Source organism: Candidatus Margulisiibacteriota bacterium, assembly GCA_041650635.1.
Classification (GTDB): domain Bacteria; phylum Margulisbacteria; class WOR-1; order JAKLHX01; family JBAZKV01; genus JBAZKV01.
This window is the reverse complement of the sequence record JBAZKV010000030.1, coordinates 1-17270: the sequence shown is the minus strand read 5'-3', so window position 1 is coordinate 17270 and position 17270 is coordinate 1. Positions and strand designations below refer to the sequence as shown.

Below are 17270 nucleotides of genomic sequence, written 5' to 3'. Positions count from 1 at the left end.
GCGAGGAATCAACAGCCTGCTGAGCGGCTATGACCGTTTCAAGCGCGCTCTTAAGATTGAGATAAGCGCCGTGGACCTCAAGCGCTATGTTGTTCTTTAACTGCTGTGCGTCGGAGCGCTGTGCCTCAAGGGCTTCGGATGCCTCCCTTATCCTGTTCTCTCTGCCGAGGCTGTCAAAAAGCTGCCAAGAGCCTATACCTGCCACTTTCCAGGAGCTTACATCCGACTGGAAAGAAGGATAGTGCGTCAGCTGGCTGCCCGTGTCCGCCGACAGTTTTATACTGGGCAGGTACTCGCTCTGGGACAGGCGGACCTGGTCCTCTTTGATCCCCACCTTAAGAAGAAAGGCTTTCCAGTCGGGCCTGTTATCGTAAGCGGAGGCAAGAAGCGCTGCGTAATCCGGAACGCTTTTTACCGTTCCCGAAAAACCTTCGTCCTTGAGGCTGACCGCTTGTTCCATGGGGTTGCCCAGAACATTGTTAAAAGCATCGTTAGAGAGCGCTATGTTGTATTTTGCCTTGATCAGATCGACCTTATAGTCAGCTTCCCTTACTTTTGAGCGCAAGAGGTCCGCTTTTTTTGCCAGGCCCGCGTTAAGCATGGACTGCACCTGCTGCCTGTGGGCGGCGGCCATTTCAAGAGAATCGCTGATCAGTTTTTCCATTTTTATCGCGCGCAGCACTTGGAAGTATGCTTTGGTCGCGTCAAAAGAAACATCGATGATCTGCTGCTGCAGGGCTTCTCTTGCCGAATCGGCGCTCTTTTTTGCGATGTTGTATTCCGGGAATAGGGCCGAGACAAAGACGGGCTGGGAAAGATCGGCCTTAAAGCCCGATATGGTGGCGTTTTCGTTGATGCCAAAGGTGACGATCTGTGTTGTTCCTCCGCTGGAGATCTGGACCGTCTGCGGAGTAGCGTGCGCCTTGTCAAGGCTGCCGCTGAGATTGATCTTTGGAAAGAACGCGCTGAGCGCCTGGTTGAGCCTTGCCTGTGCCGCAGAGGCTCTCTTTTGAGAGGCGGCCACGGTCGGGTTCTGTTTTACAGCAAGGTCTATGCTTTGCACAAGGTCCAGAGCAGCCCCCTTTGACGAGGCGGCGGCCAGGACCAGAACTGCGCAGAAAAATCTTTTCATTTCTTTCCTTCCTTTCTTTGTTTTTATTCCATCTTTTGCCTGAACTTGGCCACGCTAAGCGACAGTATTACGACTCCTATCAGGAACATCGGCCAGACATCGCTCCAGAGGTAATGCAGCCCGACCCCTTTAAGGAACAGTTCTCTTACGATAGAGAGCATATACCGAAGCGGTATGAAATAGGTGATGAACTGGATGAATGCCGGCATGTTCTCTATGGGGAACACAAAGCCGGATAGCAGCAGCTGAGGCGCGGTGACCAAAAGATTTGCCATTCCGGCCTGCCTTTCGTTGCGTGCAAAGGTGGACACGGCCACGCCGGTCCCGAGCCCTGCCAAAAGATAAACGCCTCCAAAAGCGAACAGCAGAAGCACGCTGCCCCTCATCGGGACCCCGAACCACAGCGTGGCTATCAAAAAAATGACCGCCATGTCGAACATTGCCACCGCGGCAAAAGGGATAAGTTTTCCCATTATCAGTTCCAGCGGCCTCAGCGGGGTTACCGAGAGCATCTCCATAGTGCCTCTGGTCTTTTCCTTTACTATCGAAGAGGTGGTGAGCATCATGCTTATAAGCAGCAGCAGCTGGGCAAAGATGCCGGGAACATAAAAGTACCGGCTTTCTATATCCGGGTTGTACCAGGTCCTCATGCGTATCTCGAACAGGCTTTTTGAATATGGCGCAAGTCCCTGCCTGCGCAGCCTCTCATTAAAGATATCTCCCGAGGCCCGGGCGCCTATCTGAAGCACATAGGACTGGGTTATCATGGCGATCGAGGCGTTGCTGCCGTCCATGTTGACCTGCACGTCCGCTGTTTGTCCGTGGGCTATCTTTTGTCCGAATTTGTGAGGAATGTGGATGGCCAGTTTGGCCCTTCCGGTGTCTAGATAGCCGGCTATCTGCCCGCGGCTGGCAAGATAGTAATTAAAATCAAAATACTCGGTGGCGCTGAACCTGCGCAAGAATTCTCTGCTTTCATAAGTCTTATCCTCGTCAAGCACGGCGGTTGAAAGATGCTTTATGTCCATGGAAGCCACATAACCCAAAAGCAGCAGCTGCACTACCGGCATGATAAGGGCTATCAGCAGCATTCTCCTGTCCCGCAGAAGCTGCAGTGTCTCTTTCTTCATAAAATGGAACAATCTGCTGTCAAACATCAGTCCAACCTCTTTTTGAACTTGACAATACTGAGCACTATAAAGAATAAACTAAGGGCCGTCATAAGGACAAAGTCCTGCCAGAAGCAGAAAAGCCCGACGCCTTTTAGGTAAATGGCACGGAGTATGTCAATAAAATATCTTGCGGGTACGAACAGGGAGACCCACTGCAGGGCATAGGGCATATTTTCTATGGGGAACCTGAAGCCGGAAAGAAGTATTGCCGGGAGCAGAGTGGTGATCGAGGCCATCTGGATGGCCGCCTGGCTAGTGGTGGAAGTGGTGGAGATAAAGAGCCCCAGCGCCATGGTGCCGGTCAAAAAGATGAACGAACAGAAAAGCAGCAGCAGATAACTTCCCTTGACCGGGACATTGAACAAAAAGTACCCGCAGGCCGTGATAAGGAACATGTCGACAAAGATCATGATCACATAGGGAAGGATCTTTCCCAGTATCAGTTCATACTTTTTAACGGGGCTCACTATTATGCTCTCGATGGTGCCCTGTTCCTTTTCCGTTATTATTGTAAGCGAGGTAAGCACGGCCGACACCTGCATCAGGATCACTGCTATAAGACCCGGGATAAGAAAGTCCATTGAGCGCAGATCTTCGTTATACCAGATCCTGGGGATGACATTTACAGGGGACTGAACCGGCTTTTTTATGCCGAGCTGGGCTATTTTTATTCTGATAAGGTCCTGGTTAAAGCCTGCTCCGATAGACTGTATGTACCCCATTGCCGACTGCGCCCAGGAAGAATCGGAGCCGTCTATAAGAGCCTGGACAGTGGTGGTATTTCCTCCCCTTATCGCCTGGCCGAACTTGTGAGGGATGCTCAGAACCACCTTGGTCTTGCCCCTGTCCAGAACATCCGAGATCTCCCTGTCCGAATACAAAAAGGAGCGGAGCTTAAAATACTTGTTCTGCGTGAACCGGTCTATAAAATTGCGGCTCTCGACCGTCTTGTCCCTGTCAAGGACCGAGACGGGGATGTGTTCAACATCAAGCGTTGCGGCAAACCCGTAGAGTATGAGCATAAAGACGGGCATTATCAGCATCACGGTAAGAGAGATAGGGTCGCGGAAAAGGGTGATGAATTCCTTTTTTATTACAGCCAGCAGCCTTTTAGTGTTGATCAGTTTTGAGTTCATTTTTTAGTTTTTTCCAGTTCCTGGCGCTGCTTTTCTACCAGGAACACGAACACATCCTCAAGGGAAGGCTGTATCTTTTCCATCCTTTTTACTTCGAGCCCTTCTTTTGCCAGTGTGGCCTTAATGTCGTTCCCGTACTTTTCGTCATCCACCAGCACATGCAGGAACACCCCGTAAAGCGATACATCCCTGCTAAAGGGCTGAGCTCTCAGGGCCTCAAGGCCTTTCATCACCGGGGAAACATCTATCTCGTACAAGGTGCTGCTCATCAGCCGGGACTTGAGATTGGCAGGGGAGTCGCAGGCTATCATCTGACCGGCGCTGATAAGGGCTATTCTGTCGCAGCGCTCGGCCTCGTCCATATAGTGCGTGGTCACAAGTATGGTTATGCCTTTTGCCGCTAATTCGTTTATAACGATCCAGAACTTTTTTCTGGAAATGGGATCAACCCCTCCGGTGGGCTCGTCAAGAAAAACTATCTTCGGCTCGTGGATGATGGAGCAGCCCAGCGCCAGGTGCTGCTTGACCGAGAGCGAGAGGTGTCCCGCCAGAGTGTCCTTGCTTTCGGTAAGTTCGGCCTGTTTGATGATCTTTTCCATCTGCTGTTTTCTGGTCTTTTTGTCGGTCTGGTACATCCCGGCGTAAAAATCTATGTTCTCTTCTATCGTGAGGTCGTCGTAGAGCGAGAACTTTTGGCACATGTAGCCGATGTTCTGCTTTATCTTTGCGGACTCTTTGCCCATAAGAAAGCCGCCGACCTTTCCAACTCCGGAGGTCGGGTCCAGGATGCCGCAGAGCATCCTTATTGTAGTGGTCTTTCCCGCGCCGTTGGGGCCTAAAAATCCAAAGACCTCGCCTTTATTTACATTAAAGCTGATATTGTCTACCGCGGTAAAAGCGCCGAACTTCTTGACCAAATTGTTTATCTCTATCGCGGTATCCGTCATGCGGTCTCCTCAACGGCCTTGATAAAGGCTTCTTCCAGGCTCTTGGTGCCGTAGTGCTTCTTTATCTCGTCGGGGGTGTCGCATTTAAGCAGCTTTCCGCCCCTGATAAGCGCGATACGGCTGCATCTTTCGGCCTCGTCCATGTAGGGGGTAGTTACAACTATTGTCACATCCGTAAGGCCGTAGAGTATTCTCCAGAATTCTCTTCTGGAGATAGGGTCTACTCCAAGCGTGGGCTCGTCCAGCATGATAATTTCCGGCTTGTGGATCAGGTTGCAGGCAAGGGCGAGTTTTTTCTGCATCCCGCCGGAAAGGTTGCGCCCCCTGCGCGCGGCGAACTTGGACATACCGGTAAATTCCAGCAGTTCTTTTTTCTTCGTTTCCAGCTCTGCCTTTGGCACTCCGTAGATCTCGGCAAAAAAGTTGATGTTCTCGTCAACGGTAAGTTCCCCGTAAAGGGCGAACCTCTGGGGCATGTAGCCGACCCTTTCCCTTATTTCTTCTTCCTTTTCCGAGGTGTCAAACCCCAGGACCACGGCTTTTCCGGAGGTTGGGGTCATGGCGGTGGAGATAAGCCTCATCGTGGTGCTTTTGCCGGCCCCGTCGGGGCCCACCAGGCCAAAGATCTCGCCTTTGCGTATCTCAAGGTCGAGTTCGTTGACCGCGATGTTGTCCCCGAACTTTTTGGTAAGCTTTTTTGTCTCGATCGCTAGTTGCATATGAACTTGCCGTCGGCAGGCATGCCGGGCTTAAGGTCATGGTCGCCATTGGGGATCAAGACTTTTATCTTATATACATATGTCGTGCGCTCTTCCTGGGTCTGGATGGGCTTGGGAGTAAATTCTTCCTTGTTGGAGATGTAGGAGACTTTTCCCGTGAATTTCTTTCTTGGCAGGGAATCAACGGTCACTTCAACCGGCATTCCCAGCTTAAGTTTGCCCACGACCTTTTCGCCTACATATAGATACAGTTTAACCTCGTCAAGATTGGCCATTGTGGCAATAGGAGAGCCCGGTACCACAAGTTCACCGGTTTCTACAGCCTTGGACAGGATGGAGCCTTTGACGGGGGCGGTTATGGTGGTATAGGAGAGCTGGTTCTGGGCCAGGGTAAGCGCGGCGGAAGCGGCCTCAAAATTGTGCCTTGCTGTGTCAAGCTGGTCGGCGCTTATCGAATTGTCGGCATAGGCGCTTTTGTTGCGCTGGTACTCGCTTTTTGCAAGAGCGTATTTGGCCTTGGCGCTGTCAAGGGAGGCCTGATAATCCTGCTTTTCCACCTCTGCCAGGACCTCATTTGAGGCAACATCCGAGCCCTCGTCGATATTCAACTGTATTATGCGCCCGGTCACCTTGCTGCTTACAACGACTTCGGTCACCTCTATAGTGCCGCTGCCGTAGATGCCGCTTTTCATGTACCTCTGGGCAAAGAACGCAAAATATCCGGCAGCGATAACGGCCGCAAGCAGGATGACCCCGATCAATAACTTTTTGTTCATGCAAAGCCCCTCCTTGGTTTAGAGTGAAACAAAAACTTTCACTTTGCCATTATTATAACAAAGGAGGGGATTATTGCAAGAAATTTTATCCCGGCGCTTAAATTCAGGCGTCTTTCTTTTTGTCGAGTTTGTCAAATTTGAGGAGTTTTACCCCAAAGTAGACCACAAAGGCTATCACCGTGAAGTCTATGAACACGCTGATAAGGTCGCCGTAGAGGATCCTGGCAGAACCAATGTCAAGGGATGCCTCTTTGAGCCCGGCTGTCATTCCAAGCGCAAGCCCAAGTATTGGATTGATAATGTCCGTGATTATCGCCGTTACCAGCTTGGAAACCGCCCCGCCCAGAATGAACCCGACCGCCAGCCCCACAACCCCCTGCTCCCTAATAAAGTCCAGAAAGCCTTTCATGACGCCCTCCTTTTATGTATTGAACTGCCAAGAGACAATCTTACATGTTATTTTCCAATTCTTCAATACGATTCCCTCACTTCTTAAGGCCCTGTGATAGAATTGTCAACAAAAAGCTATGGGAAGGATGTTATGGCGGATATCAAGCTCGGGAACATGAAAATGTATTATGAGGTTTGCGGAAAAGGCGAACCTCTCTTGCTTATTGCCGGTCTTGCCTCCGACTCCTCAAGCTGGGGAGGCGTAATAAAAGACCTTTCCTCAAATTTTACAACAGTGATATTTGACAACCGCGGCAGCGGAAGGAGCAGCAAGCCGGAAGAACCTTACACGATAGAGGACATGGCCGTCGACTGCATAAAACTTCTCGACACGCTGAAGATAGAGAAATGCCATGTGCTGGGACATTCCATGGGAGGATACATCGGGCAGGTTTTGGCAGCGCAGTATCCGGAAAGGGTTGACAGACTGATCCTCGAGGACACTTCATTTGTTTCTTCAAAAAGGAACAACGAGCTGTATAAGGGATTCCTCAATGAGCTTGAAAAAGGGAGCAGCAGCGAAGCCATAGTCCGCGGCTGGGTCCCGTGGCTGTTCTCGCCTAAAACGGTAAGCGGCACATCTTTTATAGAATCTTTTGTTAAAGCGGCCTCGGAATATCCTTATTTGCAGACGGCCAAAGGTTTTGCCGGGCAGATAGGTGCGATAGCTTCTTTTGCCGGAAAAAATGCTGCTGCTTCCATAAAATCAAATACTCTGGTGCTTGCAGGAGCTCAGGATGCTCTTATAACCCCGCAGGAAGCGGAAGCACTTGCAAGACTCATTCTGGGGAGCAGGTTTTCAGTTTTGGACGGGGCAGGGCATGCTCTGCATATTGAGAGGCCGAAAGAGTTTGTAAGGGAGGTGACCGGGTTTATCTTAGGATCGGTTGCTACAAGTCCTAAAACTCCTTGACAAATATCACTTCTGTCTATAATCTTGTCTATCATTAGGTCCAATATATAGTGCTTAATGGAAAACGGGGGCAAAAAGGAGGGGGAGTTCTGATGAGAATAAAACGGAGAGCCGGCATTTTTCTGGCCGCGGCATTATTTTTTCTGGCGCAGTATGCCGGAGCAGACACTGCTATCTTAAAGAGCATCTCGAACGGCGCCTTTGGTTTTGAAGGCTATATGAGGAGCGGCAGCGGCTCCAACCTCTACGGTGGCAAAATGCAGGCTTTTCAGGCCCCGGGAGCTCTTTCCAAGTACAGGCTGGGCAACGAACAGGAGACCTATCTTGAAACGGTCTTTACGAACACCGGGGCGCACACGGGGCCAAAGGATGTCAGGACAAAACTCCAGGTGCGCCTTGCCTACAAGACCCAGCAGAACCAGACCGAGGACAACTACATAAGCGGGCCGCCTTCTCCCAGTTCCATCGGCACGATAGTGTTTGACAAGGTCTGCCTGAGAGAGGCCTTTGGCACGATGGACAATTTTATAGAAGGCATGCCCAATGCCAAGGTGTGGGCGGGACAAAGATTTTACCGCCTTCCGCAGCTGGAGATAAATGATTTTTGGTGGTCGGACATGAGCGGCTACGGCGGCGGCTTTGAGGATGTTGAGGCGGGCATCGGCAAATTCAATATCGCCTACATTGGTTACTCGGCCAATGATCTGACGCTGCAAACGGACAACGGAAGGTATCTTAAGAGCAACCTTCATCTGATGCTCAAAGATATCGGAAAGGGCAGGAATAAGGCAGCGGTGTGGATAAACGGGGGAAACATGGCCGGCGGGACCTCGGGGACCAGTGTTTATCCAACTCTTACCGGAATTGACCTTGGCGTCATGCTGAATGCCGGGGACGAAAAGAACGGCAACCAGATGTCCCTTCAGTACGGCAGAGGCATAAACACCTCGCTGTCGGCCGCTGCCGCAATTCCTCCAACGGGAGCCGAGAACGGAATCTGGACGGTGCGCTTTACCAACATGATGAACAAAAAGATAAATGATGTCCTCTCTTACCAGGTGGTTGAAGTGCTGCAGGTCTGGAGGCGAGACAACGATACCTCTGCCGACAAGAACTGGGCCAGTTTTGGCATAAGGCCGGTGATAGGGCTGTCAAAAAACCTGGCGCTGGAACTTGAGCCGGGCATAGACTATGTGTATGATCCGTCAAACAACTATGACACCAGTTTGTTCAAGATGACGGCTTCTCTTAGGCTTGCGCCAAGCCCGGAATTTGCTGCCCATCCGCGCTTTAGGCTGTTCGCGACTTATGCTGCCTGGGGCAACGGCTTTGTAAATCAGGGCATAGGCGGGCCTGCTTTTAATGATAAGAGCCACGGGCTTAACGCCGGGTTGCAGTGCGAGCACTGGTGGTAAAGCACCGCCGGAAAATGAGGCCGGGGCGTGAATTCAAATATTGATCAGAACTTGTAGGCCACGCCTATATTATGATCGGAATTTGCCGCGAATTTATCTGCAGAAAGCCAAAGGAAACTGTAATAACCTATATCAAGGGTCTCTCCCACTTTATAGCTGTAGCCCACTGTTACGGCGCCGTCCGGGTTAGGCCTGTAATTATATACTCCGGCGCGGAACGAGCTTTTGGTCCAAAAACTCTCTTCTTTGCCCTGCGGAGTATATTCAAATCCGGCCGAATAAAGAGGATCTCCATAGCTTCTGAACGCGTCATAGACGCCCGCGTTTACCACCAGGCCTTTTAAGCCGCCGTCGGGCATCCAGGCTATAGAGGGCCGCACATTTACGCCGTCGCCAAAAGAGTTGCTAAAGTCCTGCCTCCATCCCGGGATGTCGGGCGAAGTTGTATTCCCCGTCAGGAGCCAAAAATTTTCGCAATGGATGCCAAATGACCATTCCGGGCGTATCCTCCACAGATAGTCCAGATGGACCTGGTTCTGTACCGTATCAAGCGGCACTCTGGTCCCGAACGGGGTCCCGTAATCTTCGTTCTTGTAGTAAAAGTAGCCTATCCCCAGGGACATCTTGTCGTTCCAGGGAAGCCTGAACCCTATGCTGGGTGAAAGCGCTACGGCCCCTCCGCCGCTCCATTCCCCGGCAAAGGTCCACCCAAAGTTATCGTCTACCTTATGGGCAAAATTGACGGTGTCATAATATGAATTGCCTACCCTGGGCTCCCTTTTAAAAAACCCTTCATTGTCAAGGAACCTGGTGGTCAAAACGATCTGGTTCTCTCCTTTTTCCCAATTATCCAGCTGGGCTACTCCCGCCCTGTTCCAATAAGCGCAGTTCGCATCATCGGCCACGGCAACAAATGTACCGCCCATACCCATGGGCCGGTAGCCCCAGCACGCAAGCGAGGCTCCATACAGCATCACGGTCATCACAAAAACAGCGGACAAAACCGATAATGATTTTTTCATGGCCTCATATTAGCATGTGAGTATTGTTTGTCAATGTTTTTTTTAAGGCTGCGCGCTCTCCGGCCCTTCTGATATAATCTTAAGAACAATGCAGCAAAATACGGCCAAAACAAAAACAGCCAGAGTTATTGCCCAATACCGCGGCAGATACAGGGTCTTGTTTAATGAGAAGGAATTATGGGCCGAGGTAACGGGCAAGATCATTTACGCGGCTCTGTCGCAGCTTGACTTTCCGGTGGTGGGGGATCTGGTGGATATTATAGAGCTTGGAGATGATAACGCGGTAATCCAGGGTATCTTGCCCAGAAAAAGCCTCTTAAAGAGAAAAGCCGCGGGAAAAGACCAATTCCAGCCGATAGCGGCAAATGTTGACACTGCCTTTATTGTTCAGGCTCTTGACCGTGATTTTAATCTGAACCGGTTCGAGAGGTATTTTACTATCGTTAAAGCGGGAGGCATCAAACCTTTGATCGTTCTGAACAAGACGGACCTGATATCAAAAGTAGAGCTGGAAGAAAAGATCTCCCTTATCAAAGATAGATTTCAAAACATAGATGTTGTAGCGGCCAGCGCTGAAGCTAAAGACGGAATAGACGGCCTGCTTAAAGCTCTCAAAAAAGGGGAGCTGCATTGTTTTGTAGGCTCTTCGGGAGTGGGCAAATCCTCTCTCATCAACAAATTGCTGGGAAAAGAGGTCCTTAAGACGATAGAGATCAGCGCATCCACAAAAAAGGGTAAGCACACCACTACTCACCGCGAATTGTTCGCCTTAAAGGACGGCAGTATGGTGATAGATAATCCGGGCATGAGGGAGGTTGGCGTCGGAGATTCTTTGCAGGCGGTTTCTGATGTCTTTAGCGAGATAGCGGAGCTGGCGCCCGCCTGCAAATTTACCGATTGCACCCATCAACATGAAGCAGGCTGCGCGGTCTTGTCTGCTCTTAAGGAAGGGCAATTAAGTCAAGAGCAGTATTCAAACTATATCAAGCTAAAGAAAGAATCGGCACACTATGCCATGTCGGGACTGGAAAAGAGGCAAAAGGACAAACGGTTCGGCAAAATGGTAAAGACCGTAAAACAGATCAAAGGGATAAAATAAGATCCCGCCAGCGACACTGCCATCTGCATCGCCCGGCTCCGCTGCCGAGGCGGGGTTTGATCGAGAGGGGGGGGCAATTGACAATCGTCTACTATTCGTCTACTATTTGTCTATGCCTTAGAGGAGGGGTAAATACATGTTCAAGCCCAGATACAGGATAAGCCCGAGACTTCTTGAAAATATAAAGAAAATAACCGGATTGATCACGCTTTTAAACAGCAGGACCGTTCCTAATGTAGTTAAAATGGCGATGGAAAAAGAGGCGAGGGAGCTATCGGCCCACTCATCGACGAGCATAGAAGGCAACCCTCTGCCGCTAACCGAGGTAAAAAGGATACTCAAGCATGCCCCGGAAAACATAAGGGACACCGAGAGGGAGGTCATAAACTACAACAGGGCGCTCGAGGGTCTTGACCGGAAGCTGAAAACCGGCAAGATCGTCATGAGCGTTAAGGCAGTGCTGGAGATCCAGAAAGAGATCACAAAGGGTCTCATAGACAAGCACAATTGCGGCAGGCTGCGCTCAGGGCATGTGTTCGTGAACGATCCCCGGACAGGCAGGACAGTATTCTGGCCGCCTGATCCCAAGGACGCGGCTTTGCTGCTCGAAGAGTTGGTCGATTTCATCAGAAAAGAGCACGGAAAGACCGATCCCCTGGTACTGGCGGGACTTTTCCATAAGCAGTTCGTAATGATACATCCTTTCATGGACGGGAACGGCAGGACAGCCAGGCTGGCGACAAAAGCGCTCCTGGCTTCAATGGGGCTCGATACTTTCAGCCTTTTCAGCTTTGAGAACTACTATAACAGGAATGTCGGAAGATACTTTGAGAAGGTCGGCGAGAAGGGCAATTATTACGATATCAAAGGCAGAACAGATTTCACGCTCTGGCTCGAATACTTTACTGACGGGATTATAGACGAATTGCTGCGGGTGGGCAAGGAGATGGAGGCGGTAGCTGTTTCGCCAGATACTGAGCTGCGGCCCCAAGAAAAACTGCTTGTGGGACGCATCAAAAAAGGCGGATACATAACGGACAGGACCTATTCGGGTCTTGTTAAGAGGGCAAAAGCAACGCGGAACAAGGACTTTAACCGGCTTATCGATATGGGGATCATTGAGAAGAAGGGCAAAGGCAAGGCTACATATTATAAGTTAAAGGGGAAATAATCCGCACTTCCCCTCGACTCCGCCCTTCGACTCTCCTTCGACTCCTCACTTCGTTCGTCGCTCAGGATTCGCTCAGGGCTACGCTCGGGGCAGGCAGTACTCGCTTCATCCCCGGCTCCATCGCCGAGGCGTTCTATGGGGGAGTGCCGGAATCTATCAAAGATGAGGTGCTGAAGAGGTTGGATGGGAGGTTGAAAAGGGTGGTTGAAGAGGTTGAGAAATTATATGTTTCTTTTTGAATAACTATCTATAGAGTGATAAAATAGGTTCATGATTGAAAGACGGAATAGAACAAACATTATATTAAATGAATAAAAAAAATAATATTAGTAAGAATATTAAGCTTCTTAAAAAAATCTCAGAGATAGGGAAAAGGTGCTCAAGCAAGCCAATAGTTAAGGGTCTTTTTCCTTTTGAACACTATCTTTCAGGTGATGGTAGCCTAAAAAATAACAAGCTTGATAGGAATGATGGATTGTGGACAAGAAGAGAAATCGTTACCAGATACCTATTGATGAGCGCAGTTTTGGATCAAGGGCCGGACATGGCTGGTGTGAGGCGATTTGTAAAACAGGTTGTTAATGCCTTGTATAAACGAGAGGTAAGGATATTTCATAAACCTCTAGAATTCTTCAGGGAAATTGGGATATCGATAGATCAATTAATAATAAATCATGAGAGAGTGAAAAGAGTTAGATCTCATTTATGGGCAAATGCTAATAATTCAAACGCAGCGAAATATAATTTATTTATTGATGGCTCAAAACAAGTTTTGGGTTATGCAGTATATCGATGGGGAGTGCCCTTGTGTGTGCCATTGCTTTTGGAAAAAGAACAATCGAAATCAGGAAAAGAATCTTTTGAGCCATTAGTGGATTATATTGAAAGTTGGCCTTCGGCAGAGGTAATGAGTCAGGAAATAAAAGACAATAAAAGATATGGATTAGGCAAAGCCATAGGAGATAAAGCAGCACACCTTTTTGCTAAATGGTATATTCACTCTTACGGCCTAGCAAAAAGAAAAGATGAATCTTTTGGAGCACTCTCTTACGAATTGCCTTTTGATAGTAATGCTGGTCGGGTTTTGTTTAGGACCGGTTTTTTGCTCTCCTTTGCAGCTTTGTCCGATTATGAAGACTGGGAGTTTATTCAGAAAGGAGAAGGAAAGGGCGGTGAACATTATCTAAGAATAACCAATCTTAGGGGTAAGAAAGTCACTATTACCTCGGGATTGAGAGACTGGATGGAAAGATATTGTTCTATTTGTTTGGATCACCTTAAAGTGCGAAAAAGAAAACCTTCAAAAATTGAATTACAGCAATTGCCGAACCTGCTTTTATTAGGAACGGAATACGGGATAGGAGATTTGGATGATGGACTAATGCATATAGGAACTAAATATTGTTTTAATCATGCAAGCCCAAAATGTGGGCAATGTCCAATTAAAAAATTATGTTATGGAAATAATGGAGGTAAAAAACTTGTTGCGAGATACAGAACCTAAAATGAGAGCAAATAGATTCTATAACGAAGATTGCATTGAAGGATGTATTAAGCACATAAAAAGTAATTCAATTGATCTAATAGTGACCGATCCGCCATATGGGATAGAAGGTCATACTTTACATAAGCATTACAACAGGAAAGAAGAATATGTGTTGGATGGTTATATTGAAGTGCCAAAAGCTGATTATGGGCGATTTAGTGAGCAATGGATTGGGCAAGCAGAAAGAATCCTCAGACCAGGAGGAAGTATGTATATTGTGTCTGGTTATACAAACTTGAATGATATACTGAGCGCCTTAAAAAAGACCAAACTAAAAGAGATAAATCATATTATTTGGAAATTTAATTTTGGTGTTCATACGACTAAAAAATTTGTTTCTTCGCATTATCACATCCTTTTTTATTGCAAACCTGGCGGCGTTCGGACTTTTAACACATATTCAAGATTCGGTTCTACGGAGAAGGATGAAAAGCAAGGTAGCCTAAATTATCAGGACAGGGAGGATGTCTGGATTATTAATAGGGAATACAAACCAGGAATGATCAAGAATAAGAACGAATTGCCCAAAAAATTACTAATCAAAATGATTCAATATAGCAGTGTTGAGGGAGATATTATTTGCGATTTATTTTTGGGGGGATTTTCAACAGCCAAAGTGGCGATAGGGCTTAACAGGTTTGCAGTTGGCTTTGAAAAAAGCAAAAAGAGTTTTGACTATCAAATAAAAACCCTCAAACAAGTAATCCCCGGATCTTTATTGGCTGATTTAAGAATTCCTAAACAAGATTCTATTGTTAACAAGGGGAAAGCCTGGAGCGAGATGGAGATGGAACGCCTATTCAAAAGGTATGAGGATCTCTATAAGAGTTCAAACCTTAAGAAACAGTCCATAGAGTTGCTTTGTAAGGAATTTAAAAGAGGTTATTTCTCGATCCTAAATGTATTGGAAAAAGCAGAAAGAAGTAAATCAAGTCCAGAAAAACAACAGCAATTATTTGATTTAAGAAGTCAAGAACAATGACATTTTTATCGGATTCAAAAGAGATCGTTTTAAAATTAACAGCTTTGCCGAAAGAATGGGAAGCAAAAGCAGCCATATTGGAAATGAAAGCAGCTGACTATAGCCATTGGAAACAAATGGAGTGGATTGGTTTCTATTTTCAATATCTCTGTGAAAAGCATTTGGCAGGACTTGTCGAAATGCCTGGACCAAAGTACGGCAATGTTTCTTTTGATGGGCTTTATAATAGAGCCTGGGATTTTAAAGCGCACGCTATGAATACCAGCAGTCATCAGCTTATCGTTAATGATTGTGAAGCTACAAATAGAGCAGTAAACGACTATGGTTCTGTTGGGCTAATTCTGGCAGTTGGGAAAGTGGAATATAATGATGAAGCTCGGACTTTCCAGAACTGGCATGAAGAATTGAAGGGTGGAAAATCGGACTACGAAAGGAAAAGAATAGAAAGAGGTGCCTGGTCAAGGCTGAGAAAAGTATCTTTTGATCTTCAGCAACTTTCATTTATTGAAATCACAGAAAACACCTTGCGCGACTGTGGTTCGTTTCAAGCCGATTTCAGAAATGCGGATGGAAGTGCCAGACGATCTAAAGTCATGATTGACCTGGAAGAGATTAATGAGGAATTGAAACTCGTGGTTGATTATAAAGCCGAGAAGCCAAAACTTCATAAGCCACTTCATTATTAAAAAGGCTATTCCCCATAATTTAAAAAATGAAAAAGAAACTTAAAGGGTTATATTCCAAATCTTTGGCCATATTAATTAAGGATCTCTCGACAGCGAAAATATGCAAAAATAACAAAAAACTGTCAATGCCACTCCTCATGTGTCCCAAGAAAGCATATCAAAAAGCGGAGTTAAAACTTTTGTTTGTCGGGCAACAAATCAATAACTGGGGGCATTACAGGCTAACACCCGGCAACTATCAAGCCTGGATAAAGAGTTTGATGTCAGAATATTCAGAATATTTTGATTTAGAGAAAGTTAGGAGAACACACTTTTGGGAAGTAATACAGTCAGTTAATGAAAAGTTGAAAAATGGAGGAAAAACAGTATCCTGTCTTTGGACCAATATAAATAAAATTAATCAGTCAAAAATTGTTCAAAAACAGTATTATAAATCCACCATTGAAGAATTTGACAAAATCCTTCAGGGTGAGATCAAGATTGTGCGTCCAGACCTAGTGCTATTTCTGACTGGTCCAAGTTTTGATAACAAGATAAAGGACATATTTAAAGGAGTAGTCTATAAGAAAAAGGGCCGATTTAATTTGAAGGAATTTGCGATGCTTTCTCATGCTGATTTACCAGATTGCTCTTTTAGAATCTATCATCCAAATTATCTAATTAGATTCAAAAATAGAAGATATAAAAAAGTATTGAGACAAATATCTTCCACGAAAATTAAATAACAAGCTAAGTTATTGAGGTTCGTAAAATATTCAATAGGACATTGCTGGAACGAAGAGGGGTATCTGCCCCAGCTGCAATTTGACAACTAACCTAATTAAGCCCATAATATTTTAACAGCGGTAATTTGAAGACCTATTGCTCCGCTATATAAATGTGCTAAAAAGCGAATACAGGTTTGAATTATTCCCCGAGCTTTTTAGCCCGGGTTTTTTATTTTGGAGAAAGACGATGTCATCAAAAAACAGGTTTGAATATCTAGACGATTTTACTCTCTTTCGGTATCAGATAAGACAGGTCAGGCTTGGGAAAAAAGCTTCCTTGTTTCAGAAACATTGCTGGGCATGGACAAGAAGGTTCTGTTCTCTGACAAGCCCGTTGCGAACAATTATGAAAAGAAACTTTATTTGAAGCATGAAGGGAAGGAGATATCTGTCCTTGTTACCAGCTCTATCGAAGGAGGGCCGATGAGGCGGGAGCTTAATATTAAGGCCGGGATACAGGGCTGCCCGGAGCAAACCGCAAGCGCCACATACGGGCCCACCCCTTACAACGGGATCAGCAAAAGCGCCAACTGGCCGCTTGTGCTGGATGCGGGGAAAACGCTTGTGTATTTTTATATGGATTGTGAGCGGCTTGAGATCTCGGCATTTGACAAACCAGAGACGAGCTGATCATACTGGCTATCCATATCGGGCAAGGGCAGGGAGCGTATTAGATGCGCGATAAACTTGCGTTAGTATTATCCGGAGGCTTCGTCAAAGGCGTAGCGCATATCAGCATCGCCGAAGAGATGTACGCGCGCGGGTATGTCCCGGATGTGTTTGTGGGGTCATCTATTGGCGCCGTGTTTGCGGTATTGCTGGGATATTATGATGACCCAAAGAAAGTAAAAGAGATATCGCTGGGGTTCATTAAGGACCATGTGTGGCCGGAATTGCTCTCATTTGATGTCTTTTCTAAAGCAGGCCTTTTTGAATCTAAGCAGGTTATCAGGTTGATAGCAAAGTATGCCGGGCTCGAAGGAAAAACCTTTAAAGACCTTAAGAAACCGGCCTATATAACGGCGACGGACTTGAATACAGGTGAGTTGATAATATTTGGACAGGGTCAAGGGGCAAGTAGCAAGGGGCAAGCCATGACCCTATCAGAGGCGCTCGAGGCATCGATTTCCTTCCCCGTCATCTTTAAGCCTAAGAAACTAAGAATGAACGGCAAGACGATGGCCCTCGCCGACGGAGGTATCCGCGAGAACTGTCCGATATCTGTTGCCGCAAAGATCCCCGGAGTCAAAAAGATCATTGCCTGCGATCTTGGCTATTGCGGTCAGTTAAAAGGAGATTTCAACAAGAAGAATACTCTTGAGGTCTTTATGCAGTGC

Annotated in this window: 18 protein-coding genes; 10 read left to right on the top strand and 8 right to left on the bottom strand. The window is 47.1% G+C overall.

Annotation, left to right across the window (positions count from 1 at the left end):
- The 7 genes from WC490_07490 to WC490_07460 form a co-directional block, all read right to left on the bottom strand.
- On the bottom strand, positions 1–1132 hold a 1132-nt coding region (locus WC490_07490), incomplete at its 3' end, for a TolC family protein (protein ID MFA5098446.1).
- 23 nt (positions 1133–1155) lie between these two features.
- Positions 1156–2289: an ABC transporter permease gene (locus WC490_07485; protein MFA5098445.1), complete on the bottom strand. Its 1134-nt coding sequence runs from the start codon at positions 2287–2289 to the stop codon at positions 1156–1158.
- On the bottom strand, positions 2289–3440 hold the full coding sequence (locus tag WC490_07480; protein ID MFA5098444.1) for an ABC transporter permease: 1152 nt from the start codon (positions 3438–3440) through the stop codon (positions 2289–2291). Before WC490_07480 ends, WC490_07485 begins: the two co-directional genes overlap by 1 nt.
- On the bottom strand, positions 3437–4387 hold the full coding sequence (locus tag WC490_07475; protein MFA5098443.1) for an ABC transporter ATP-binding protein: 951 nt from the start codon (positions 4385–4387) through the stop codon (positions 3437–3439). The genes WC490_07480 and WC490_07475 overlap by 4 nt, the downstream gene beginning before the upstream one ends.
- Positions 4384–5106 carry an ABC transporter ATP-binding protein gene (locus WC490_07470; protein ID MFA5098442.1) on the bottom strand — a complete coding sequence of 241 codons (723 nt, stop codon included), beginning with the start codon at positions 5104–5106 and terminating at the stop codon, positions 4384–4386. Before WC490_07470 ends, WC490_07475 begins: the two co-directional genes overlap by 4 nt.
- Positions 5097–5882 (bottom strand): efflux RND transporter periplasmic adaptor subunit, encoded by a 786-nt coding sequence (locus WC490_07465; GenBank protein ID MFA5098441.1) that lies wholly within the window; start codon positions 5880–5882, stop codon positions 5097–5099. Before WC490_07465 ends, WC490_07470 begins: the two co-directional genes overlap by 10 nt.
- A 103-nt stretch (positions 5883–5985) precedes the next feature.
- A complete protein-coding gene (locus WC490_07460; GenBank protein MFA5098440.1) occupies positions 5986–6291 on the bottom strand; it encodes an MscL family protein in 306 nt (101 codons plus the stop codon).
- 132 nt (positions 6292–6423) lie between these two features.
- Here WC490_07460 and WC490_07455 point away from each other — a divergent pair, with 132 nt between their 5' ends.
- Together WC490_07455 and WC490_07450 are read left to right on the top strand one after the other, a co-directional pair.
- On the top strand, positions 6424–7245 hold the full coding sequence (locus WC490_07455) for an alpha/beta hydrolase (GenBank protein ID MFA5098439.1): 822 nt from the start codon (positions 6424–6426) through the stop codon (positions 7243–7245).
- Positions 7246–7337: 92 nt separating this feature from the next.
- Positions 7338–8660 carry a carbohydrate porin gene (locus tag WC490_07450; GenBank protein ID MFA5098438.1) on the top strand — a complete coding sequence of 441 codons (1323 nt, stop codon included), beginning with the start codon at positions 7338–7340 and terminating at the stop codon, positions 8658–8660.
- 44 nt (positions 8661–8704) lie between these two features.
- Here WC490_07450 and WC490_07445 read toward each other — a convergent pair whose 3' ends face one another.
- The gene (locus WC490_07445; protein MFA5098437.1) at positions 8705–9682 is read right to left on the bottom strand and encodes a hypothetical protein; all 978 of its coding nucleotides are present in this window, start codon (positions 9680–9682) and stop codon (positions 8705–8707) included.
- An 88-nt stretch (positions 9683–9770) separates the two neighbouring features.
- Between WC490_07445 and rsgA the strand changes: the two genes are divergently transcribed.
- From rsgA to WC490_07405, 8 genes are all read left to right on the top strand, one after another.
- Positions 9771–10781: a ribosome small subunit-dependent GTPase A gene (gene rsgA / locus WC490_07440; GenBank protein ID MFA5098436.1), complete on the top strand. Its 1011-nt coding sequence runs from the start codon at positions 9771–9773 to the stop codon at positions 10779–10781.
- A gap of 136 nt (positions 10782–10917) precedes the next feature.
- Positions 10918–11952 (top strand): Fic family protein, encoded by a 1035-nt coding sequence (locus tag WC490_07435; protein MFA5098435.1) that lies wholly within the window; start codon positions 10918–10920, stop codon positions 11950–11952.
- A 307-nt stretch (positions 11953–12259) separates the two neighbouring features.
- The gene (locus tag WC490_07430) at positions 12260–13456 is read left to right on the top strand and encodes a hypothetical protein (GenBank protein MFA5098434.1); all 1197 of its coding nucleotides are present in this window, start codon (positions 12260–12262) and stop codon (positions 13454–13456) included.
- On the top strand, positions 13419–14480 hold the full coding sequence (locus tag WC490_07425) for a site-specific DNA-methyltransferase (GenBank protein MFA5098433.1): 1062 nt from the start codon (positions 13419–13421) through the stop codon (positions 14478–14480). Before WC490_07430 ends, WC490_07425 begins: the two co-directional genes overlap by 38 nt.
- A complete protein-coding gene (locus tag WC490_07420; protein ID MFA5098432.1) occupies positions 14477–15166 on the top strand; it encodes a hypothetical protein in 690 nt (229 codons plus the stop codon). The genes WC490_07425 and WC490_07420 overlap by 4 nt, the downstream gene beginning before the upstream one ends.
- Positions 15167–15192: 26 nt before the next feature.
- Positions 15193–15891: a hypothetical protein gene (locus WC490_07415; GenBank protein ID MFA5098431.1), complete on the top strand. Its 699-nt coding sequence runs from the start codon at positions 15193–15195 to the stop codon at positions 15889–15891.
- A 342-nt stretch (positions 15892–16233) separates the two neighbouring features.
- Entirely contained in the window at positions 16234–16563 is a 330-nt protein-coding gene (locus tag WC490_07410; GenBank protein ID MFA5098430.1) for a hypothetical protein, read from the top strand.
- Positions 16564–16607: 44 nt separating this feature from the next.
- The coding region (locus tag WC490_07405) for a patatin-like phospholipase family protein (GenBank protein ID MFA5098429.1) at positions 16608–17270 on the top strand (663 nt) is incomplete at its 3' end.

Coding starts and splice junctions, on each gene's coding strand:
- WC490_07475 (MFA5098443.1), bottom strand. CDS start 4,387: ATGACGGATACCGCGATAGAGATAAACAATTTGGTCAAGAAGTTCGGC.
- WC490_07480 (MFA5098444.1), bottom strand. CDS start 3,440: ATGAACTCAAAACTGATCAACACTAAAAGGCTGCTGGCTGTAATAAAA.
- WC490_07445 (MFA5098437.1), bottom strand. CDS start 9,682: ATGAAAAAATCATTATCGGTTTTGTCCGCTGTTTTTGTGATGACCGTG.
- WC490_07410 (MFA5098430.1), top strand. CDS start 16,234: ATGGACAAGAAGGTTCTGTTCTCTGACAAGCCCGTTGCGAACAATTAT.
- WC490_07465 (MFA5098441.1), bottom strand. CDS start 5,882: ATGAACAAAAAGTTATTGATCGGGGTCATCCTGCTTGCGGCCGTTATC.
- WC490_07435 (MFA5098435.1), top strand. CDS start 10,918: ATGTTCAAGCCCAGATACAGGATAAGCCCGAGACTTCTTGAAAATATA.
- WC490_07455 (MFA5098439.1), top strand. CDS start 6,424: ATGGCGGATATCAAGCTCGGGAACATGAAAATGTATTATGAGGTTTGC.
- WC490_07470 (MFA5098442.1), bottom strand. CDS start 5,106: ATGCAACTAGCGATCGAGACAAAAAAGCTTACCAAAAAGTTCGGGGAC.
- WC490_07430 (MFA5098434.1), top strand. CDS start 12,260: ATGAATAAAAAAAATAATATTAGTAAGAATATTAAGCTTCTTAAAAAA.
- WC490_07485 (MFA5098445.1), bottom strand. CDS start 2,289: ATGTTTGACAGCAGATTGTTCCATTTTATGAAGAAAGAGACACTGCAG.
- WC490_07420 (MFA5098432.1), top strand. CDS start 14,477: ATGACATTTTTATCGGATTCAAAAGAGATCGTTTTAAAATTAACAGCT.
- WC490_07460 (MFA5098440.1), bottom strand. CDS start 6,291: ATGAAAGGCTTTCTGGACTTTATTAGGGAGCAGGGGGTTGTGGGGCTG.
- WC490_07415 (MFA5098431.1), top strand. CDS start 15,193: ATGAAAAAGAAACTTAAAGGGTTATATTCCAAATCTTTGGCCATATTA.
- rsgA (MFA5098436.1), top strand. CDS start 9,771: ATGCAGCAAAATACGGCCAAAACAAAAACAGCCAGAGTTATTGCCCAA.
- WC490_07425 (MFA5098433.1), top strand. CDS start 13,419: ATGGAGGTAAAAAACTTGTTGCGAGATACAGAACCTAAAATGAGAGCA.
- WC490_07450 (MFA5098438.1), top strand. CDS start 7,338: ATGAGAATAAAACGGAGAGCCGGCATTTTTCTGGCCGCGGCATTATTT.